The 20,505-nt window shown below is 74.9% G+C and carries 19 protein-coding genes and 1 pseudogene; 10 read left to right on the top strand and 10 right to left on the bottom strand.

What is annotated here, in order from left to right; genetic code table 11:
• Positions 1-6 precede the first annotated feature (6 nt).
• The 3 genes from ACFZA0_RS20355 to ACFZA0_RS20345 are packed head-to-tail and all read left to right on the top strand — an operon-like array spanning position 7 to position 2,251.
• Positions 7-765, top strand: coding sequence for a 5-oxoprolinase subunit PxpA (locus ACFZA0_RS20355; RefSeq protein ID WP_391018609.1), 759 nt, complete (start codon positions 7-9; stop codon positions 763-765).
• Positions 762-1,379, top strand: coding sequence for a carboxyltransferase domain-containing protein (locus tag ACFZA0_RS20350; protein WP_391018606.1), 618 nt, complete (start codon positions 762-764; stop codon positions 1,377-1,379). The genes ACFZA0_RS20355 and ACFZA0_RS20350 overlap by 4 nt, the downstream gene beginning before the upstream one ends.
• The gene (locus ACFZA0_RS20345) at positions 1,376-2,251 is read left to right on the top strand and encodes a 5-oxoprolinase/urea amidolyase family protein (RefSeq protein WP_391018603.1); all 876 of its coding nucleotides are present in this window, start codon (positions 1,376-1,378) and stop codon (positions 2,249-2,251) included. The genes ACFZA0_RS20350 and ACFZA0_RS20345 overlap by 4 nt, the downstream gene beginning before the upstream one ends.
• Here ACFZA0_RS20345 and ACFZA0_RS20340 read toward each other — a convergent pair.
• From ACFZA0_RS20340 to ACFZA0_RS20320, 5 genes and pseudogenes are all read right to left on the bottom strand, one after another.
• Complete coding sequence (locus tag ACFZA0_RS20340) at positions 2,146-3,099, bottom strand: GDSL-type esterase/lipase family protein (RefSeq protein ID WP_391018600.1); 954 nt, start codon at positions 3,097-3,099, stop codon at positions 2,146-2,148. The genes ACFZA0_RS20345 and ACFZA0_RS20340 overlap by 106 nt on opposite strands.
• A gap of 371 nt (positions 3,100-3,470) precedes the next feature.
• Positions 3,471-4,625, bottom strand: a pseudogene (locus ACFZA0_RS20335) (glycosyltransferase); the annotation flags it as partial.
• Positions 4,622-5,749, bottom strand: coding sequence for a glycosyltransferase (locus ACFZA0_RS20330; protein WP_391018597.1), 1,128 nt, complete (start codon positions 5,747-5,749; stop codon positions 4,622-4,624). The gene ACFZA0_RS20330 and the pseudogene ACFZA0_RS20335, both read right to left, overlap by 4 nt.
• 194 nt (positions 5,750-5,943) lie before the next feature.
• A complete protein-coding gene (locus ACFZA0_RS20325) occupies positions 5,944-7,362 on the bottom strand; it encodes a HEAT repeat domain-containing protein (protein WP_391018594.1) in 1,419 nt (472 codons plus the stop codon).
• A gap of 297 nt (positions 7,363-7,659) precedes the next feature.
• On the bottom strand, positions 7,660-8,052 hold the full coding sequence (locus tag ACFZA0_RS20320) for an ankyrin repeat domain-containing protein (RefSeq protein ID WP_391018591.1): 393 nt from the start codon (positions 8,050-8,052) through the stop codon (positions 7,660-7,662).
• Between the two features lie 349 nt (positions 8,053-8,401).
• Here ACFZA0_RS20320 and ACFZA0_RS20315 point away from each other — a divergent pair, with 349 nt between their 5' ends.
• Both ACFZA0_RS20315 and ACFZA0_RS20310 read left to right on the top strand, forming a co-directional pair.
• Positions 8,402-8,596, top strand: coding sequence for a hypothetical protein (locus ACFZA0_RS20315; RefSeq protein WP_037742059.1), 195 nt, complete (start codon positions 8,402-8,404; stop codon positions 8,594-8,596).
• A 41-nt stretch (positions 8,597-8,637) separates the two neighbouring features.
• A complete protein-coding gene (locus ACFZA0_RS20310; protein WP_391018588.1) occupies positions 8,638-10,203 on the top strand; it encodes a hypothetical protein in 1,566 nt (521 codons plus the stop codon).
• Between the two features lie 124 nt (positions 10,204-10,327).
• Here the strand turns inward: ACFZA0_RS20310 and ACFZA0_RS20305 are convergent, their stop codons facing one another.
• On the bottom strand, positions 10,328-11,827 hold the full coding sequence (locus ACFZA0_RS20305) for an aminotransferase class I/II-fold pyridoxal phosphate-dependent enzyme (RefSeq protein ID WP_391018585.1): 1,500 nt from the start codon (positions 11,825-11,827) through the stop codon (positions 10,328-10,330).
• Between the two features lie 99 nt (positions 11,828-11,926).
• Here ACFZA0_RS20305 and ACFZA0_RS20300 point away from each other — a divergent pair, with 99 nt between their 5' ends.
• The 4 genes from ACFZA0_RS20300 (at position 11,927) to ACFZA0_RS20285 (ending at position 15,396) form a co-directional block, all read left to right on the top strand.
• A complete protein-coding gene (locus ACFZA0_RS20300; protein WP_391018582.1) occupies positions 11,927-12,595 on the top strand; it encodes a YitT family protein in 669 nt (222 codons plus the stop codon).
• Positions 12,592-13,368 carry a glycerophosphodiester phosphodiesterase family protein gene (locus ACFZA0_RS20295; protein ID WP_391018579.1) on the top strand — a complete coding sequence of 259 codons (777 nt, stop codon included), beginning with the start codon at positions 12,592-12,594 and terminating at the stop codon, positions 13,366-13,368. Before ACFZA0_RS20300 ends, ACFZA0_RS20295 begins: the two co-directional genes overlap by 4 nt.
• A gap of 34 nt (positions 13,369-13,402) precedes the next feature.
• Complete coding sequence (locus ACFZA0_RS20290; RefSeq protein WP_391018576.1) at positions 13,403-14,755, top strand: MFS transporter; 1,353 nt, start codon at positions 13,403-13,405, stop codon at positions 14,753-14,755.
• Positions 14,756-15,021: 266 nt separating this feature from the next.
• Complete coding sequence (locus ACFZA0_RS20285; protein WP_003977404.1) at positions 15,022-15,396, top strand: RNA polymerase-binding protein RbpA; 375 nt, start codon at positions 15,022-15,024, stop codon at positions 15,394-15,396.
• 121 nt (positions 15,397-15,517) lie between these two features.
• Here ACFZA0_RS20285 and fxsA read toward each other — a convergent pair whose 3' ends face one another.
• The 4 genes from fxsA to ACFZA0_RS20265 form a co-directional block, all read right to left on the bottom strand.
• A complete protein-coding gene (gene fxsA, locus ACFZA0_RS20280) occupies positions 15,518-16,099 on the bottom strand; it encodes an FxsA family membrane protein (RefSeq protein WP_391018574.1) in 582 nt (193 codons plus the stop codon).
• Between the two features lie 72 nt (positions 16,100-16,171).
• Positions 16,172-16,978 carry a glycosyltransferase gene (locus ACFZA0_RS20275; RefSeq protein ID WP_391018571.1) on the bottom strand — a complete coding sequence of 269 codons (807 nt, stop codon included), beginning with the start codon at positions 16,976-16,978 and terminating at the stop codon, positions 16,172-16,174.
• A 579-nt stretch (positions 16,979-17,557) separates the two neighbouring features.
• The gene (locus tag ACFZA0_RS20270) at positions 17,558-19,174 is read right to left on the bottom strand and encodes an amidohydrolase family protein (protein WP_391018568.1); all 1,617 of its coding nucleotides are present in this window, start codon (positions 19,172-19,174) and stop codon (positions 17,558-17,560) included.
• Between the two features lie 79 nt (positions 19,175-19,253).
• Positions 19,254-19,694 (bottom strand): AsnC family transcriptional regulator, encoded by a 441-nt coding sequence (locus ACFZA0_RS20265; protein ID WP_391018566.1) that lies wholly within the window; start codon positions 19,692-19,694, stop codon positions 19,254-19,256.
• A 267-nt stretch (positions 19,695-19,961) separates the two neighbouring features.
• On the opposite strand from ACFZA0_RS20265, the gene ACFZA0_RS20260 reads away from it, so the two are divergent.
• Positions 19,962-20,399: a hypothetical protein gene (locus ACFZA0_RS20260; protein WP_391018563.1), complete on the top strand. Its 438-nt coding sequence runs from the start codon at positions 19,962-19,964 to the stop codon at positions 20,397-20,399.
• The last annotated feature ends 106 nt before the right edge of the window (positions 20,400-20,505 follow it).

Below are 20,505 nucleotides of genomic sequence, written 5' to 3'. Positions count from 1 at the left end.
AGAACCATGAGCGTGATCGATCTGAACGCCGACCTCGGCGAGGGCTTCGGCCGCTGGCGGCTCACCGACGACGAACGGCTGCTGTCCGTCGTCACCAGCGCCAACGTCGCCTGCGGCTTCCACGCCGGGGACGCCGTCACCATGCGGCGGGTGTGCGAGCTGGCCACCGAACAGGGCGTCCGGATCGGCGCCCAGGTGTCCTACCGCGACCTGGCGGGCTTCGGACGGCGGGCGATGGACGTCCCGTCGGCCGAACTCGCCGCCGAAATCGCTTACCAGATCGGCGCGTTGGAGGTCTTCGCCCGCGCCGCCGGCTCCCGCGTGTCCTACGTGAAGCCGCACGGCGCGCTCTACAACCGCGTGGTGCACGACGCGGAGCAGGCGGCCGCCGTCGTCGAGGGCGTCCTGCTCGCCGACGCGGCGCTCCCGGTGCTCGGTCTGCCCGGCTCGCGCCTGCTGGAGCTGGCCGGCGCGGCGGCCCTCGGGTGCGTCACCGAGGCGTTCGCGGACCGCGCGTACACCGACGCCGGCACGCTGGTGCCGCGCGGCACGGACGGCGCGGTCGTCACGGACCCCGGGGAGGTCGTGCGGCGCTCGGTGGACCTGGCCCGGGACGGTGCCGTCGACGCCCGCTCGGGACGCCGCATCGAGATGCGCGCCCGCTCCCTGTGCCTGCACGGCGACACCGACGGCGCGGTCGAACTGGCCCGCCTGGTGAGGGAACGGCTGCTGGGGTCCGGCGTCCGGGTGGAGGCCTTCGCGTGAGGGTACGGCCGGCCGGCGACGCGGCGCTGCTCGTGGAGGTCGCCTCCGGCGAGGAGGCGCGGGCCCTGCACGCGGAGCTGTGCCGGCGTCGCGCCGAGGGCCTGCTGACCGCCCGTGAGATCGTCCCCGCCGCCCGTACCGTGCTGCTCGACGGCCTGGACGACCCGGCCCGCCTGGCGTCGGAACTGTCCGCCTCCGCGGTCCCGCCCGCCCCCTCGCGGCCGGCCCGGACGGTCGAGATCCCGGTGCGCTACGACGGACCGGACCTCGCGGACGTGGCGGCCCTGTGGAAGGTCCCGGTGCCGGAGGTCGCCCGCATCCACGCGGGCACCGAATTCACCGTCGCCTTCTGCGGGTTCGCGCCCGGTTTCGGCTACCTGACCGGCCTGCCGGAACGGTTCGCCGTACCGCGCCGGGCCACTCCGCGCACGGCCGTCCCCGTCGGTTCGGTGGCGCTGGCCGGGCCGTACACGGGCGTGTACCCGCGTGCGTCGCCCGGCGGCTGGCAGCTCGTCGGGACGACGGACGCGGTGCTGTGGGACCACGCGCGGGTGCCGGCCGCCCTCCTGTCGCCCGGTACGCGGGTACGTTTCGTGCCCGTGGGGGACGCGTGAGCGACCGCGCGCTGCTCGTCGTACGGGCCGGGGCACTGACCACCGTGCAGGACCTGGGCCGCCCCGGTCACGCCCACCTCGGCGTGCCCCGCTCGGGGGCGCTCGACGGGCCCGCCGCGGCGCTCGTCAACCGGCTCGTGGGCAGTCCGCCGGAGGCGGCCGTACTGGAGACGACCCTCAACGGCTGTGCGCTGCGGCCCCGTTCGGCGGTGACCGTGGCGGTCGCGGGCGCACCGTGCCCGGTCGCCGTGGACGGCCGCGCGGTCGCCTGGGGTGCTCCGGTGGACGTGCCGGCCGGCGCGCTCCTGGAGGTGGGCGCCGCACTGCGGGGCGTACGCGCGTACATCGGTGTCGCGGGCGGGATCGCCGTGGAGCGGGTGCTCGGCAGCCGCTCCACGGACCTGCTCTCCGGGCTCGGCCCGCCCCCGCTGGCGGACGGCGCGCTGCTGCCGCTGGGCAGGCCGTGTGCCCCGCCCGCGCGCGTGGACGTCGCGCCGCAGCCGGGCCCGCCCGGCGAACTGGTGCTGCGGGTCGTCGCCGGGCCCCGGGAGGACTGGTTCGCGCCGGGCGCCCTGCGCGCCCTCGCGTCGGGCGCCTACCGGGTGTCCTCCGCCAGCAATCGCATCGGGCTGCGCACGGAGGGGCCCGCCCTGGAGCGGGCCCGGACCGGTGAACTCCCCAGCGAGGGCATGGTTCTCGGCGCGGTCCAGGTGCCGCCGGACGGCCGGCCCGTGGTGTTCCTCGCCGACCATCCGACCACCGGGGGCTACCCGGTGATCGCCGTCGTCCGGGCCGCCGATCTCGCCTCCGCGGCACAGGCGACGCCCGGCACGCCCGTGCGGTTCGTGCCCGTCGGCAGAAGGAGGACCTGACCGCGCGGCGCCGGAGCGGGTGACGGGGACAGCGCGGCGAGGGCCGCGCCGACCGCGTTCGCGGCCCGCCGGTCGAGCCGTACGCGCGTACCGCGCAGCCGGTGGTGCAGTTCCTCGCCCGCCAGCCGCAGGAGCTGCGGCACCAGGTCCGTGCAGCGCCGGACGATCCAGCCGGTGCCCGCCGTCGCCATCCAGCGCAGGCCCGCCGCCGCGGTGGGCGGCGGGAGGCGGGGCTCGGTGGACGGCGCCGGTCCGGTGGCCACGCCCTCGCGCGCGAGGAGCGCGTGGAAGCGTGCCGCGAACTGCCGGTGCCCGCGCTCGCCGGGGTGCAGCCGGTCCACGCTCCACATGGACCGCTGCGCGATCCACGGCTCGTCGTGCGCGTGCAGGTGCACCGCCCCGTACCGCTCGGAGAGGGCGTGCACCACGGCGTTGACGGCACGCTGGCGCCGGGCCAGCGGGCCCCCGAGCAGTCCCGGCAGCCCGAGCATCGCCCCGGGGTCGGGCAGGCAGGCCGTGAGCAGGACCGCGCCCTGGGCAGCGAACGCCCCGCAGACCTCGTCCAGGCACGCGGCGACGGTACGGATGTCGAAGCTGCCGCGCAGGGTGTCGTTGACCCCGGCGACGACGGACACCACGTCGGGCCGCAGCGCGAGGCCGGGGGCGCACTGCCGCTCCGCCACGTCCCGCGTCCGCGCCCCGCTCACCGCGAGGTTGTGGAACTCCACGGGCCCGCCGGACAGCCCGTCCGCGAGGAGCGCGGCCCAGCCTCGCCACGCCCCGTCCACCGGGTCTCCCACCCCCTCAGTGAGCGAGTCCCCGAGCGCCACGAACCGCAGGGCGCTCACGCGGCACCCTCCGCCGCGCGCGGCGCGGCCGCCGTCCCGTCGGCGGCCCCGGCGGACGGACGCGCGGCGGGCACCGGCGGGTCCACGGCACCGGGGAGGGCGTGCCCCGGCCGCACCGAGGGAGCGTCCGGCGCCCCCACACCGGCCCGCACCCGCGTGCCGGCGGAACCCGGGTGGCCCGGCCGGTGCGAGGAGGCCGCCGGTGCCGACGCCTCCACCGGGCCCGGCAGATCCGCCGCCCGCACACCCGCGCGCGGCCACGCCGACATCCCGGCACCACCGACGACCGCAACGGCGGACTCCGCGGCGGTCCTCGGCACGGTGTGCGGCTCCCGTGCGGTCCCGGCCGCCGGGGAGTCGGCGTACTCGGGGAGGCCGCCGCTGACCGCCGGTACGGGCACCGCCGCGTCGTGCGCGGCCAGGAAGGCGGCGACCGCGTCGTTCCAGTGGAACCCCTCCGCACGCGCGCGTGCCGAGCGGCGGCGCAGGGGTTCGGGGCGGGCGAGCAGGTGCAGCACGGCCTCGGCGAAGGCGTCGCCGTGGTCGGCCGCGGTGGCCCCGGCCGTGCCGATCACCTCGCCCAGCGCGGACGAGGCGCTGGCCACCACCGGGGTGCCGCACGCCAGGGCCTCCAGCGCGGCGAGGCCGAACGTCTCGACGGGACCGGGCGCCAGCGACACGTCGGCACTGGCCTGGAGCGCGCCCAGCAGCCGACGGTCGGGCACGTGGCCGAGGAAGGCGACCGGCAACCGCCGCTCCCGTGCCCGGTGTTCGAGTCGCGCGCGGAGCGGTCCGTCGCCTGCCACCACCAGGACGGCGGGCCGGCCGCGCCGCAGCAGCGCTTCCAGCGCGTCGAGCGCCGTGCCCGGCCGCTTCTCCACCGACAGCCGGGAGCACAGCACGAGCAGCGTCTCGCTGCCGCGCGCGTACCGGGCACGGAGTTCCGTGTCGTGCAGTCCGGGGTGCCGCTCGGCCAGGTCGACGCCGAGGGGTGCCCGTACGACGTTGCGGGCGCCGATGCGGACGAACTCCCGCTCCGCGAACCCGGTCGTGCACACCACGCGCGCGAAGGCGTGCGCGGTACGGGTGTTGAGGGCGTCGGCGGCCCGCCGGGACAGCGGTTCCGACAGGCCCCAGGCGCGCAGCACCCCGTCGGCGCTCTCGTGGGACACCATGACGGCCGGTACGCGGGCGCGTCTGGCCCAGCGCCCGGTCCAGCGCAGCGTGGTGCGGTCGGAGACCTCCAGCCGGTCGGGTCCCAGGGCGGCCAGCAGCGCGGCCACGCGCCGCCGGTCGGTCAGGACGCGGTAGCCGCCGCTGCCGGGGACCACGGGGCCGGGCAGGGTGATCACGCGTCCCTGCTCGGTCAGCCGGTCGGTGAGGCGTTCGCCGGGGACGACGAGCACGGGTTCGTGTCCGGCCGCCGCGTACCCCTTGCCGAGTTCCCGCAGGGCGGTGCGCAGGCCGCCGGAGGCGGGGGCGACGAAGTTAGCCAGCCGGACGATGCGCAGTGCCTGCCCGCTCATGCGGCCATCACCGCCTCGCGTGCGGCGAGCACCTCGGTGTAGTGGCCGACGAGCTGGTCGCCGACGGCGGCCCAGGTGCGCCCCTCGACGGCGGCCCGTCCGGCGGCCCCGTACGCGGCACGGCGGGCGGGGTCGGCGGCGAGTTCGCGCACCGCGTCGCGCACGGCGTCCGCATCGCGCGGCGGGACCAGCAGCCCGGTGCGTCCGTGGTCGACCAGGTCGAGCGGGCCGCCGACGGCGGGCGCGACCACGGGCACGCCGCTCGCCATCGCCTCCTGCACGGTCTGGCAGAAGGTCTCGAACGGTCCGGTGTGGACGAAGACGTCCAACGAGGCGAACAGCCGGGCGAGTTCGTCGCCGGTGCGGCGGCCGAGGAGGGCGGCGCCCGGCAGCGCGCCGGCGAGTCCGCCGCGGCTCGGCCCGTCCCCCACGACCACGACCCGGACGTTGTCGAGGCCGCAGACGCCGGACAGCAGCTCGACCTGCTTCTCGGGGGCGAGTCGTCCCACGTAGCCGACGATCAGCTCGCCGCGCGGGGCGAGTTCGCGGCGCAGCGCCTCGTCCCTGCGCGCGGGTCGGAACCGTTCGGCGTCGACGCCGCGTGGCCACAGCCGCACGCGCGGCACGCCCCGCGTCTCCAGGTCGCGCAGGGCCGCGCCGGAGGGGGCGAGGGTGCGGTCGGCGGCGGCGTGCACGGACCGGATGCGCCGCCAGGCGGCGGCCTCACCGGCGCCCATGTACGTACGCGCGTACCCGGCGAGGTCGGTCTGGTAGACGGCGACGGCGGGGACCCCGAGCCGGCCCGCGGCGGCCATGCCGCGGACGCCGAGGACGAAGGGGCTGGCGAGGTGGACGATGTCGGCGCGGTGTTCGGCGATCGCCGCGGCGACGCGCCTGCTGGGCAGCGCGACCCGGACCTGGGGGTAGCCCGGGAGCGGCAGGGAGGGGACGCGGACGACGGGGCAGGGCGCGTCCGTGTCGGGTGCGGGCCCGGCGGCGGTGGCCGGGGCGACGACGAGAGGTGTGTGACCGCGTCCGACGAGGTGCCGGGCGGTCTGGAGCGCGCAGTGGGCCACGCCGTTCACATCGGGGGGAAAGGACTCGGTCACGATGACGACTCGCATACGGGTGTTGTCGCCGTGCTGGACGTGCTCGCGTCAACGTGGATCTTTCCGGCCGAGGAACGTCCCATGAGCGCTGGGGTGCACACCCGAGCGGGCCGCGCGCCGTCCATGTGCGCCCGCCCGCGCCGTCGTCCCCCGTTCACACGGCGAGGCGAGGGGCCCCCATTCGCCCCCGGCGGCGCCGGTCCCGGTGCCTACACGGCGGGGGCGTCCGGCCCGATCCGGCTGCGGACGGCCGTCTGCACCTCGGCCTCCTCCGCGGGGTCCGCGGCGAGCCGGCGCAGCCGCTCCACGACCCTGACGTCGCCGGTCTCGGCGTGCCGGGCGGCGAGTTCGCGGGTGGACTCCTCGCAGTCCCAGAGGCACTCGACGCCGAATCCGGCGGGGAACGAGGGGTCGGTCGCGGCGAGGGCCTGGGCGGCCCGCCCGCGCAGGTGGGAGGAGGCGGTCTCGCGGTACACGTGCCGCAGGACGGGGGCGGCGCAGACGATGCCGAGCCGTCCGGTGCCGTCGACCAGGGTCCACAGGGCGGGGGCGTCGGGCCCCTCGCCGCGGACGGTCTCGCGCAGGGCCGCGAGGACGAGGTCGCTGTCCCTGGTCGTACCGCGGCAGGCGAGCACGCGCCCGGCGGCGGCGCCGAGGGCGTCGGGCCGGCGGGCCCAGCCGCGGGCGCGGGCCAGGACGTGCGGGCCCTGCATGCGTTCGAAGGCGGCGACGGCCGCCTCCACGACGGGCAGCGTGCCGGTGGCCACGGCGGTCTCGACGGCGCGGAGGGCCTCGGGGTCGTCGGTGTCGGCGAGGTAGCGCAGGGCGGTGCAGCGGGCCCCCTCGTCGCCGTCGTCGGCCGTGGCGAGGATCAGCTGCCGGTCCTGGGGCCCGGCGACCGCGGCGAGGCAGCGGGCGGCGGGGACGTGCAGCGCGACGCCCCGTTCGACGCCCTGCTGGGCCCATTCGAGGACGGCGGGCACGCTCCAGCCGGGGCGTGGTCCGGAGGGGCGCATCTGGCGTTGCCAGCGGTCGAAGGAGCCGGACTCGCGGGCGGTGCGCACGCGTGCCGACAGCGCGGCGCGGGGGTCGTCCTCCCACAGCCGCCAGGGCCTCGGTTCGAAGGCGTCGCGCACGGCGACGGCGAGGGCGGCGTCGCCCTCGGGGTCGGCCGGGAACCTGGCCAGTACGGGCGCGGCGAGCGCGCGCAGTCCGGCGTCGTCGTCCCGCAGCGCGAGTTCGTCGAGGGCCCAGGCCCAGTTGCTGCCGGTGGCGGCGTAGCGGCGCAGCAGGACGAGTGCGTCGCGCCTGCCGTAGGAGGCGAGGTGCCCGAGGACGGCGAGGGCGAGCCCGGTGCGGGACTCCTCGGTGTCGAGGGTGTCCTCGGCGCAGAACAGATGGGCCTCGACGGCGTCGAGTTCGCCGTGCAGGTCGAGGTAGAGGCGGGCGTAGTAGAGGGAGCGGTTCTCCACCTGCCAGTCGTGGCGCGGGTCACGCAGCACACAGTGGTTCAGGGCCGCGAGTGCCTCGGGGCGGGGGGCGGTGAGCGCGTGCAGCGTGCCGTCGCCGCGCCCCCTCTGGAGCAGGCCGAGCAGGGTGCCGCTGGGCGCTATGACCGGATCGAACATGGGAAACAGCCTCACATCAAGCGTCGACGCAACCGGGGACCTGGCACTACCTGGCCACGTGCCTGCACGTCGGGGCGCCCGCCGTCTTCTGCTCGTTGTAGACCATGTTCCTCTGCCTCTCGTTGGTGGCCGTGCGGCCGGGTCACGGTCCGCGCGGTGCGGCTGAACCTGCCCGGCCCTCACGTCCGTGAATCACGACGTCATGATGACCCGGGGCTTCTTTCCGCCGCGACCGTATTTCCGGCGGTGCGTACCGCCTCCCCCCGTTTCCGCCCCCCTCGCCCCGCCGGGCGCCGGTCAGTGCGCGCCGAACAGCTCCAGCAGTTCGGTGCGTTCGAACATCCGGGCGGTGTCGACGGCCGAGGGGGTGCCCGCGGCCGGGTCGGCGCCCGCCGCGACGAGTACCCGGATGACGTCGCCCTCCCCCTTGAAGACGGCACCGGCGAGCGGGGTCTGGCCCCGGTCGTTGATGCGGTCGGCGTCGGCGCCGCGCTCCAGGAGCGCGCGGACCGCGTCGGCGTGGCCGTGGTAGGCCGCGAGCATCACCAGGGAGTCGCCGCGGTCGTTGGTGAGGTCGGCCGGGACGCCCGCGTCGACGTACGCGACGAGTTCCTCGGTCCGGCCCCGGCGGGCCAGATCGAAGATCTTGGTCGCCAGCTCCACGACCTCCGGGTCGGGGGCTTCGCTCATCGGCCTGACCACCTCTCACTGCGTGTCACGGCGCACGGCACGGCGCGCGGACGGGAACGAACAGGACCTGCGGAACCGACGGCACCGCCGGAGCCCGCCGAACCAGCGGAACCGACGAAACCGACGGACTGCCGGGAGCGTACGGCGACATTCGTGCGCCGTACGAGTGAATCGCCAGCGTACTGGCTCCGGGACGCCCGCGAGAGGCCCCGCGGTCCGCCCCGAATCGGTCGACCGTTCGAGGGAAAACAGGCGAATTTCACTCAGTTGCACCTTTTGTCGTATGGATACATGCTGTGATCCTGGAACAACTCATGGTGACTGTCCCCCTCGACACCAGGAGACTCAAATGATCCTGTCCATCTCAGGCGTGGTCCTGCTCGGCATCATCGTCTTCCTCTTCTTCCGCAAGGACGGACTCAAGGCGTCCCACGCCATGGTCTCGGCCCTCTTCGGCTTCTACCTCGCGAGCACCGCCATCGCTCCGAGCATCAAGGCCGGCGGCGAGAGCCTGGCGAGCCTCCTGGGCGGCATCAAGTTCTGACGTCGCCCCGTCCCGTCCGTACGCACCTACAGGAGACAGCAGTGGCCCGCCGCCCCCTCCCCCGCATCCTGAGCACAGGCAGCGCCCAGATCGCCCGGAGCCGGGAGCTGGCCCGGACGGCGGCCGACGGCGCCACCGATGTCCTCCACCCGCTGATCACGATCACCCGCGGCATGCGCCGGCTGGCCTCGGCCGGGCGGCGCAGGTGGGCCGAGACCCCCAAGGACAGGCGCGGACCGCTGCTGTTCCTGGTGGCGTCGGTGATCCTGGTCGTCGCCCTCGTGCCGTACGGACCACTGCTCGCCGTCATCACGCTGATGGCGGCGGCGGCATGGCAGGGCCGGGACCGCACCCCACCGGTCCCCGAAGGCCCCGACGAGTCACAGACTCAACGCCTCCAGTCGCTGTACGAGGCTCTGGTCCCGTACTTCGCGGTCGCCGAGGACCCGGCGCCCCTGTACGCCCACGGCGGCGACTGGGAAAAGGCGTTCCCCGCCTACGAGTTCGACAGCGGCCGGGTGGGCCGTCTCACGGTGCGCTACCCGGCGTACTTCGCCGACGGCGACATCGAGTCCCGCACCCGGGTCGAGCAGTTGCTCACCGCCAAGGCGGGACGCGGCCGCGAGTACCACTTCACCTGGGACGAGGAGGGCAACCGGCTCGACCTCGCGGTGCTCGCCCCGCTGCCCACCGACATCCACGCCCAGCACTTCGTGACGGCCCCCGGCGAGACGGTCCTCGGCTTCACCGACCCCACGGAGGTGCAGCGCACACTGCCGCTCTCCTACGGCGAGGAGCAGCGCGACGTACCGCCGGTCGTCTGGCGCACCGGCATCCGCTCCACCGAGCCGCACCTGCTGGTCCTCGGCCAGCCGGGCAGCGGCACCTCCACGCTCGTCCGGTCGGTCGCGCTCCAGGCGCTGCGGCACGGCGGCGACATCCTGGTCGTCGAGGGCGGCAGCACCGGCGAGTACGCGTGCCTGACCGGCCGGGACGGCGTCCTGGCGGTGGAGTGCGGGACCGCCGGCGCGCTCGCCGGACTGGAGTGGGCCGCGCAGGAGACCGAGCGGCGGCTGATCGAGCTCAACAACGCCCGGCAGGCCGGCAACCCGCCCCCCGAGGACACCCGGCGCCCGCTGTGGATCCTGCTCGACCGGCCGACGGCGTTCTCGCACCCGGCCGCCGCCGAGGGCCGTCCCGACCCGCAGTCGCTGCTCCAGGTGCCGTTGCGGCACGGCCGCGCGGCCGGTGTGACGGTGGTGGTGGCGGACCAGCTCGACGCGGCGGCGGGCCTCAGTGACGCCGTGCTCCAGCACACCCGCGCGCGCGTGGTGCTCGGCCCCGCGACCGCCGAGCAGGTGACGGCGGTGCTGGGCAGCCCGCCGCACACCACGCCCCTCGCGCAGGTCCCGCCGGGCCGCGGCTTCGCCCGCCTCGGCACCGGTCCCGTGCACCGGCTCCAGGTCCCCGCGACGCCCGACCCCTACGACGAGGCGACGAGCGACGCCGACCGCAAGGCCGTCGAGGACCTGCTGCCGCCGCGCTCGGTGCCCGCGGACGCCGAGCCCGAGCCGCTGCCCGCCGAGGCGGCGGTGGCCGAGGGCTGACCCGGCGCGTCCGGCCGGCGCCCCGTCCCAGGGCACCGACCGGACGTCCGCGGCTCCGCACCTGCCTGTGGCCGCCTCCGACGGGAGGCGGCCACAGGCGCGTCCCCGGCGGGACCCGGCGGCGTCACGCCACGAACGTGCGCGGCGCCTCCGACCCGAGTCCCCCGCCGGCCCGCACGATGCGGGCCGCCGCCGCCAGCCGCGCCGCCGCCTCGTCGGCGACCGCGCCGCCGACGGTGAACGGCAGCCGCACGTACCCCTCGAAGGCGCCGTCGACGCCGAAGCGCGGCCCCGACGGGACGCGCAGGCCGACCCGCTCGCCGGCCTCCGCCAGCCGGGAGCCCGACAGCCCGCCGGTGCGCACCCACAGGGTGAGGCCGCCGTGCGGCACCTCGAACTCCCAGTCGGGCAGCTCCCGTCGCAGCGCCCCGACGAGCGCGTCGCGGTTCTCGCGGGCCTGGGCGCGGCGCATCTCCACCGCCTGTTCCCAGCCGCCGGTGCTGAACAGCCAGCTCACGGCGAGCTGTTCGAGGACGGGCGTGCCGAGGTCGGCGTACGCGCGGGCGGCGACCAGGCTGCGGATCACGTCGGGGGCGGCGCGCACCCAGCCGATGCGCATCCCCGCCCAGAACGCCTTGCTCGCCGAGCCGACCGTGACGACCGTCGACCCGGCGGGGTCGAACCCGCAGACCGGGCGCGGCAGTTCGAGATCGGGGTCGAGGGTGAGGTCGCGCATCGTCTCGTCGACGACGAGGACCGTGCCCGCCGACCGGGCCGACTCCACGAGCCGGCGGCGCCGGTCCTCGTCGGCGAGCGCACCGGTCGGGTTGTGGAAGTCGGCGACGACGTAGGCGAGCCGGGGCGCCGACTCGCGCAGCACCTGGCGCCAGCGGTCGAGGTCCCACCCGGCGAGGCCGTCGTCCATGGCCACCGGCACCAGCCGGGCACCGGCCTCCCGCATGAGCTGGAGGATGTTCGCGTACGACGGCGACTCGACGGCGATGCGTTCGCCCCGGCCGGCGAACAGGTGGCAGATGGCGTCCATGGCGCCCATCGCGCCGGTCGTCACCATGACCTGCTCGGGCATCGTGGGGATGCCCAGGGCGGTGTACCGCTCGGCGATCATGGCGCGCAGCGCGGGCAGTCCGGCCGGGTAGTCGCCGTGCGTGTGCGCGTAGGGCGGCAGGTCCTCCAGCGCCCCCTGGACGGCGCGGGTGAGCCACGGCTCGGGGGCGGGCAGCGACGCGCAGCCCAGGTCGATCACGGAGCCGAGCGCCTCGGGCGGCAGCGGTTCCAGGCCCCGCGCGGGCAGCGGGTTTCCGGCCGGCACGGCGGTCCAGCTCCCGGCGCCGCGCCGGGACTCCAGGAAGCCCTCGGTGCGCAGCGCCTCGAAGGCGGCGGCGACCGTGGTGCGGCTGACGGACAGCGCGAGGGCCAGTTCGCGTTCGGCGGGCAGCCGTGCCGCCACCGGCACCCTGCCCTCCAGGACCAGCAGCCGGATGCCGTCGGCGAGCACGCGGTAGGCGGGCGGGCGGCGGGCGCCGGGCACCGCGGGGCGCTCCTGCTGCGAGGTGAGGAGCCGGGCCAGCTGTGCGGCACCCACCGCCGAGGTCCACTGCGCCATGGAGATCAGTCCACCTTCCACGAATTGGCCATGGATGACGTATCCCGCCAAGCCACAGAGTGACATGTGGCAGGCCACTACCACCAACAGGGGGGTCCCGTGTCCACGGAACACGGTCTCGGACAGCGCCGTCTCGTGCGGCGGCTGGTCCAGCTCTACGCCGGTCTCGTCCTGTACGGAGCGAGCTCGGCGCTGCTCGTCGAGGCGGGGCTGGGCCTGGAACCCTGGGGCGTGCTGCACCAGGGACTCGCCGACCTCACGGGGGTGTCCATCGGCGTGGTGTCGATCGGCGTGGGCGCGGTGGTCCTGCTGCTGTGGATCCCGCTGCGCCAGCGGCCGGGGCTCGGCACGGTCTCCAACGTGTTCGTGGTGGGCCTGGCGATGGACGGCACCCTGGCCCTGGTCCCCGACGTCCGCTCCCTCGCCGTGCGGATCCCGGTCATGCTCGCCGGGATCGCCCTGAACGGCGCGGCCACCGGCCTCTACATCTCCGCCCGCTTCGGGCCGGGGCCGCGGGACGGGCTGATGACCGGGCTGCACCACCGCACCGGCCGCTCGATCCGGCTCATGCGCACGGTCGTCGAGGTCGCCGTGGTCGCGACCGGGTTCGCGCTCGGCGGCACGCTCGGCATCGGCACCGTGCTGTACGCGCTGGCCATCGGGCCGCTCGCCCAGTTCTTCCTGCGCGCGTTCGCCGCCCCGGCGGCACCGAGGAGCCCGGCCGCCGTTGCCACCGGGACACCGGCGGGCGCGATACTGCGCCCGTGACCGAGCGGATACACCCACCACGCCACCCGTACCTCGACCACCCCGGTCCGATCCCCTTCGCGCACCGGGGCGGCGCCGCCGACGGGACGGAGAACACCGCCGCGCAGTTCGCGCGCGCGGTGGACGCCGGGTACCGGTACCTGGAGACCGACGTCCACCTCACGGCGGACGGGCGGCTCGTCGCCTTCCACGACGAGACCCTCGACCGGCTGACCGACGCCGCGGGCCGGATAGCGGACCTGCCGTGGGCGGAGGTCGCGCACGCGCGCGTGGCGGGCCGCGAACCGGTGCCGCTGTTCGAGGACCTGCTGGCCGCCTTCCCCGGCGCGCGCTGGAACGTCGACGTCAAGGCGGAGCCCGCCCTGCGCCCGCTGCTCGACCTCGTGGACCGCACGGACGGCTGGGACCGGATCTGCGTCGGCTCGTTCTCCGAGGCCAGGGTGGCCCGCGCCCGCCGGCTGGCCGGCCCGCGCCTGGCGACCTCGTACGGCACCGGCGGTGTACTGGGCCTGCGGCTGCGGTCCTGGGGGCTGCCGGCGCCGCTGCGCGCCTCGGCGGTCGCGGCGCAGGTGCCCGAGTCGCAGGCGGGCGTGCCGGTGGTGGACCGCCGCTTCGTCCGGGCCGCGCACGCGCGCGGACTCGCGGTCCACGTGTGGACGGTCAACGAGGCCGACCGCATGCACCGGCTCCTGGACCTCGGCGTCGATGGCATCATGACCGATCACATCGACACCCTGCGCTCGGTGATGCGGGACCGGGACACCTGGTTCTGACCGCCGGGCGCCGCGCGTTCAGGGGGAGGCACGGGTGGGAACCGACACCGTGCGCACGACGGCCGTCGACGCACCGGCGGACCGGCGGCGCGAGCAGCGCGGCTGGTACTTCTACGACTGGGCGTGCTCGGTCTACTCGACGAGCGTGCTCACGGTCTTCCTGGGCCCCTACCTGACGTCGGTGGCGAAGAACGCCGCCGACGCGGACGGGTTCGTCCGTCCGCTCGGGATACCCGTGCGCGCGGGGTCCTTCTTCGCGTACTCGGTGTCCCTGTCGGTGATCGTGGCGGTGCTCGTGATGCCGCTGGCGGGCGCCGCCGCCGACCGTACGGGCCGCAAGAAGCCGCTGCTGGCGGCGTCGGCCTGGCTGGGCGCCGGGGCGACCACGGCCCTGTTCTTCCTGGACGGCGACCGTTACCTGCTGGGCGGCCTCCTGCTGGTCGTCGCCAACGCCGCGCAGTCCGTGTCGATGATGCTGTACAACTCCTACCTGCCGCAGATCGCCCCGCCCGAGGAGCGTGACGCGGTCTCCTCGCGCGGCTGGGCCTTCGGCTACGCGGCCGGCGCCCTGGTCCTCGTGCTCGATCTGGTCCTCTACCTCGGCCACGACCGCTTCGGCGTCTCGGAGACGGACGCGGTGCGCATCTGTCTGGCGACGGCGGGGCTGTGGTGGGGCGGCTTCACGCTGGTCCCGCTGCTGCGGCTGCGCGACCGCGCCCCGCGCGACGGCGCCGCGGGACGGACCTCGCCGGGCTTCCGGCAGCTCGCGGCGACGGTCCGCGACATGCGCCGCCATCCGCTGACGCTGGGCTTCCTGCTCGCCTATCTGATCTACAACGACGGCATCCAGACGGTCATCTCGCAGGCGTCGGTCTACGGCTCGGAGGAACTGGGCCTGAGCCAGTCGACGCTGATCTCCGCGATCCTGCTGGTGCAGGTGCTCGCCGTGGCCGGCGCCCTGTGGCTGGGCCGCCTCGCCCGCACGTACGGCGCCCGGCGGACGATCCTGGGCTCGCTCGTCGCGTGGACGCTGACACTGGCCGCCGGGTTCTTCCTGCCCGCCGGCGCGCCCGTCTGGTTCTTCGTGCTGGCGTCCGCCATCGGCCTGGTGCTGGGCGGCAGCCAGGCTTTGTCCCGGTCGCTCTTCTCCCACCTGGTACCCCCGGGCAAGGAGGCGGAGTACTTCTCGGCGTACGAGATGAGCGACCGCGGGATGAGCTGGCTGGGCCCTCTGCTGTTCGGGCTGACCTACCAGCTGACCGGGAGCTACCGGGACGCGATCGTCTCCCTGGTGCTCTTCTTCGTGATCGGATTCGTCCTGCTGGCGCGGGTACCCGTGGAGCGTGCGATCCGCGACGCGGGCAATCCCGTTCCCCGGAGGATTTAGCACTGGGGACGAAAGAGCGGTAGTGTACGCCTTTGGCCTGCCAGGCGTACCGTTACTGCGCGTCAAAGACGATGAAACGCTGGGTGACATCTGTGATCAGAGGTGACAATCCGGGCGTTGGTGGGTACTGCACTGGTTGACAAGGCTGCGGCTACGACGGCGAGACATGACCCGGACAGGGAATCTTTACCGCCGACCGGACGTTGACCGGATGACGACGACAGCGACACCTGTCCTGTGGGCGACAAGCCCGGGAGGCACGATTCATGAGTGAGCGAGCTCTTCGCGGCACGCGCCTCGTGGTGACCAGCTACGAGACGGACCGCGGCATCGACCTGGCCCCCCGCCAGGCCGTGGAGTACGCATGCGAGAAGGGGCACCGCTTCGAGATGCCCTTCTCGGTGGAGGCGGAGATCCCGCCGGAGTGGGAGTGCAAGGTCTGCGGGGCCCAGGCACTCCTCGTGGACGGTGACGGCCCTGAGGAAAAGAAGGCCAAGCCCGCCCGCACGCACTGGGACATGCTGATGGAACGGCGTACCCGAGAGGAACTCGAAGAGGTCCTCGAGGAACGCCTTGCAGTCCTGCGCTCCGGTGCGATGAACATTGCGGTTCACCCCAGGGACAGCCGCAAGTCCGCGTAGTCCGCGAGCCCTGGTGGGCCGACGGCGCACGGCAAGAAGACCGCGGGTGCCGAACCTGATCAGCAGGTTCGGCACCCGCGGTCTTTGTCGTGTGCGGAGCCGCCCGGAGGCCGGCGCCAGGTCAGTGGGTCAGCGGCGGACGGGGCCCGCCCGGCCGCGGACCCGAGCCGTCGGCCGGCTCCTCGTGGACCACCTCGCCCTGGACCACCTTGCCGTCGGGGCGGTGCATCCGCGCCTGCTGGAAGGCGTCACCGAAACCGGCCGGGGCCGACCGGGCGATCCGGCGTTCGAACGCCTTCGACGTGGAACGGCCGATCACCTTCTGCACCGGCGGGACCAGCAGGAGCAGGCCCACGACGTCCGAGAGCAGCCCCGGGATCATGATCAGCAGGCCGCCGAGCATCATCAGGCCGTTGCCGCTCGTCGCACTGCCCCGGCCGTCGTCGGGGGCGCCGCCGCGCTGGAGGGCCTCGTTCAGGTTCCGGAAGGCGCGCCTGCCGGCCCGCTTCACCACCACCGCGCCGAGCACGAACCCGGCGACCAGCAGCAGGAGCACGGTGAACCCGTTCGCCGCCCCGGCGACCAGGACCAGCAGCCAGATCTCCAGCACCAGCCACACGGCGACGCCGAGCGGCAGGAAGGTCCGCAGCCGGGAACGGCGGGGCCTGGAGGAGGGGGCGGGGGTCGGAACGCCATTCGTCATACGTCCAGTGTGCCCGGCCCCTGCTCAGCGCGGCATAAGGGGAGTGTCAGGACAGCCTGTGAAGGGCCCCGGTCACTTCTGCGGCCCCGCGGGTCTGTCCTTGCCCGCGAGCTTGCCGATGCGCTCCCCCACGCCCCACGAGGTGACCCGCCACAGGGCCTCGACGAGGATGTCGCGGCTCATCTTCGAGTCGCCCAGCTCGCGCTCGACGAACGTGATGGGGACCTCGACCACGTGGTAGCCGGCCCGGACGGCGCGACGGGCCAGGTCGACCTGGAAGCAGTAGCCCTGCGAGGAGACCTCGCCGAGGCCCAGCCCCTCCAGGGTCTCGCGGCGGAAGGCGCGGTACCCGCCGGTGACGTCGCGGATCGGGACGTCGAGCATGACGCGCGAGTACAGGCTTCCGCCGCGGGAGATGAACTCGCGGGACCGGGGCCAGTTCACGACCCGGCCGCCGGGCACCCAGCGGGAGCCGAGCACCAGGTCGGCGCCCTTCAGGGCGGTCAGCAGACGGGGCAGTTCCTCGGGCTGGTGGGAGCCGTCGGCGTCCATCTCGACGAGTACGCCGTAGCCCTGCTCCATGCCCCACCGGAAGCCGGCGAGGTACGCGGCGCCGAGGCCTTCCTTGCCCTTGCGGTGCAGGACGTGGACCTGGTCGTCGGCCGCGGCGAGCTCGTCCGCGAACTTGCCCGTGCCGTCGGGGCTGTTGTCGTCGGCCACCAGAACGTGCGCCTCGGGCACCGCTCCTCGCACCCGGGCCACGATCTTCTTGATGTTCTCGGCCTCGTTGTAGGTCGGGATGATCACCAAGGCCGTGCCGAGCGGGCCGAACTGCCTCCCCCTGGCCGATGCCGCGAGAGTCCCGTCGCCGTCGTTCACTGCTGCCCCTTCAGGTCCGTGCGCAGAGGTCCACCATAGTGGCCACGGCCTGCGATGACGTGCCAGTGCCCGAGTCCGGTGGTGTCGGAGGGACGCAAGGTGGGCAGGATCGGACTTTTGGGCAACCGCCGGCCGGACATTGCCCGGCACGGACCCGCGCGGTCGTGCGGCACGCACTGCGGATAAGGGCCCGGCGCCCTTCGGGCCGGCCCGGGACCCGCCGGCTGCGGGTCGGTCCGAGGCCGTTGTCTACTGAGCGTCCGGGCCCTACCCGGGTCACACCTTGCCGACCGGCCGGAACGTTCCGTCGCCGTGGCGCGGGCGCTGAGCCTGGCTGCCAGTGGCGGTGCCCCGGTGCGGCACACCGTCCCTGACCCAGCGGCGCCGCGGCGAGTACGCGGACGTTCCTCGGTCGGGCGTCCGGTGGTGGACCCGGCAGAACCTACCGGCCCCCTGCGGCCACCTGTCAACAGCGGTTTGACCTGCGGATCCGTGGGCGGCGGCGGGCGTCGCGGGGAGGAAGCGCAGGTCGCCGGACGGGGCGGCGGCCCCCGGCGCGCGGAGTGCCGCCCCGGGAGATCACTCGCCCGGCCGTACGAAGACCGTGCGGCCGCCCACCACCGTGCGCAGGCACACCGGCAGCTCGGCGCCGGGGGCCAGGACGGGCAGCCCCGGGGTGCCGGAGCGCGGGTCGGTGGACCAGCGCGCGACGCGGTCGTCCGGGGCCTGGACGACCAGGTCGCCGGTGCGCCAGACCGCGTAGTCCGCGGGGGCTCCGGGCACCAGGACGCCCGCGTCGTCGCGCCCGACGGCCCGCCAGCCGCCGCGGGTGTGGGCGGTGAACGCGGCGCGCACGGAGACGCGGTGCTCCGGGGTGCGGTGGAAGGCGGCGGCGCGGACGGCGCCCCACGGGTCGAACGGGGTGACCGGGCTGTCGGAGCCGAAGGCGAGCGGCACCCCGGCGCGCAGCAGGGCGGCGAAGGGGTTCAGGCGGGCGGCCCGTTCGGCGCCGAGGCGTTCGGCGTACATGCCGTCGGGGCCGCCCCACAGGGCGTCGAAGGCGGGCTGCACGGAGGCGGTCAGGCCCAGTTCGGCGAAGTCGGCGACGGTCCGCGCGGTGAGCATCTCGGCGTGCTCGACGCGGTGCCGGGCGGCACGGACGCGCGCGAGGCCCGTCTTCTCGGCGGCGGCGCGCACCCCGTCCGCGACGGCGGTCACGGCGGCGTCGCCGATCGCGTGGAACCCGGCCTGGAGACCCGCCTCGGTGCACGCCACGACGTGGGCGGCGACCGCGGCGGCGTCCAGGTGGGCGGTGCCGGTGTGGGCGGCGTCGGCGTAGTCGTGGTGCAGGCAGGCGGTGTGCGAGCCGATGGAGCCGTCGACGAAGAGGTCGCCCGCGGCACCGGCCGCGCCCAGCTCCCGCGCCCGGTCGACGTTCTGCTCGGCCCAGTAGCCGACGACCCGCGGGCCGTCCCCCTCGGCGGCGAGGGCGAGCAGGGCGGTGAAGTCGTCCTCGGAGGAGATGTGCGGGCCGCCGCACTCGTGGACGGAGCCGATGCCCACGGACGCGGCGTGCGCCAGGGCGGCCCGCTGGGCGGCGGTGCGCTGCGCGGGGGTCACGGCGTCGAACGCGGCGGCGCGCACGGCGTGGTGGGCGTCGCCGAGCAGCGGCCCGGCGTCGTGGAAGCCGTCGGCGTGCCGGACGCCGGGCACCAGGTCGAGCAGGGCGGTCGTGGCGACGGCGGAGTGCACGTCGATCCGGGAGAGGTAGAGCGGGCGGCCGCCGGTGGCCTCGTCGAGCTCGTCGCGGCGCGGGGCACGGCGTTCCGGCCAGCGGGCGGCGTCCCAGCCGTGGCCGAGCAGGACGGTGTCCCCGGGGCGGGAGCGCGCGAAGTCGCGGACCAGGCCGAGCGCGGCGCCGAGGGTCGGGGCGTCGCTGAGGTCGAGTCCGGTGAGGGCGAGACCGGTCGCGGTGGTGTGGACGTGAGCGTCGGTGAACGCCGGGGTCACCAGGGCACCGTCGAGGTCGACCACCTCGTCCACCCCGTCGGCGAACGCGTCCGCGGCGCCCTCGGAGCCGACCCAGGCCACCTGCCCGCGTTCGACCACCATGGCGGTGGCGAAGGGGTCGGCGGGGCTGTGGACCTCGCCGCGGCGCAGGAGGACGGTCCGGTTCGGGTCGGTGCTCTCACTCATGGGGACCATTTTCACGCCCCGCGCGCACCGTCCGGCACGCAGGTCGCCCGAAGGGGGGCGCGAAGCCGTCCGGCCCGGGTCAGATGCGGGGCGGACGGGCCTCGTAGGGGGTCGAGAGGACCACCGTGGTCCGGGTGGAGACACCGGCCAACGTCCTCAGTCCGGCGAGGAGTTCCTCCAGTTCGTGCGGGGTGGCCACGCGCACCTTGAGGATGTAGTTCTCGTCGCCGGCCACGCTGTGGCACGCCTCGATCTCGGGGACCCCGGCCAGGCGTTCCGCGATGTCGTCGGGGGCGCTGGGGTCGAACGGCTTCACCGAGATGAAGGCGGTCATGGGCAGGCCCACCGCGTCGGGGTCGACCACCGCGGCGTACCCGCGGATGACACCACGCTGTTCGAGCCGCCGCACCCGCTGGTGCACGGCCGACGTGGACAGGCCCGTGGCCTTGCCCAGGTCTGTGTAGCTCATCCGCCCGTCCTTGACGAGCAGCTGCACGATCTGTCGGTCCAGCTCCTCCATGGCCGAGAACCTACAGTGCGCTTGAACTGCTCCGATACCTCAGAGGTGCAGGTAATGCCCAGTTCGTGACGTGACCCGTTGCGCCGCGGGGGTCACCTGGGGTGACATAACGCCCATCCCGGCATCCATCCGCCGCGTGTGACGAAGGACACACCATAGGTGTGCTCTGTGTGATGTTCTCGTGATTACCTCGCGGAAGGCGCGGGAAGTGCTTGCTGTGGTCGAGGCCGCAGTGCCTTCACGGCCCAGCCCGAGGGGGAGAATCCCATGCAGAGTCTTAAGCGCCCTGGTCGTACCGCGCCCAAGCGCCACCAGCTGGCGGTCGCGCCCGAACCGGAGGGCGTCGAACCCGACGTCGACGAGTTCGACGACGCGTACGACACCTTCGAGATGTACCGGGTGATCTGCCCGGACTGCGCGCAGCCCATCGCGCTCCTCGCGGACGAGGAGGTGCTTCCGGAACACGCGCTGTGCGCCTCGCCGTGGAACCCTTTCGGGCTGACGGTCTGCTCCGGCACCGGCCGCGACGCGTCCGACGCCCGCCCCGCCGACGAGTCCTCCCCCGAGCCCCAGGAGCAGGACACCGCCCTGCTGCTGACGCTCCCGCAGGGGCTCGACTGGCGCATGCAGCCCTTCTCCCACGTCGGCGGCCCCGGTTCGCGTCCCGTCCGGGTCGTGCCCGTGATGCCGCGTCAGGCGGCCTGAGCCGGCGTCGACGCCCCGGGCGTCCGCTGCCGCACAGCACCTTCAACGAGGCTTCCCGCAACGCCCTTTGACGGTACGTCGTGTCAACGGGCGCCGGGGCGCGCCC

It is taken from the genome of Streptomyces sp. NPDC008150 (assembly GCF_042956945.1).
In the GTDB taxonomy this organism is placed as follows: Bacteria; Actinomycetota; Actinomycetes; order Streptomycetales; family Streptomycetaceae; genus Streptomyces.
Note: the sequence above shows the minus strand (reverse complement) of the source record. Positions and strands in the feature narration are given on the sequence as shown.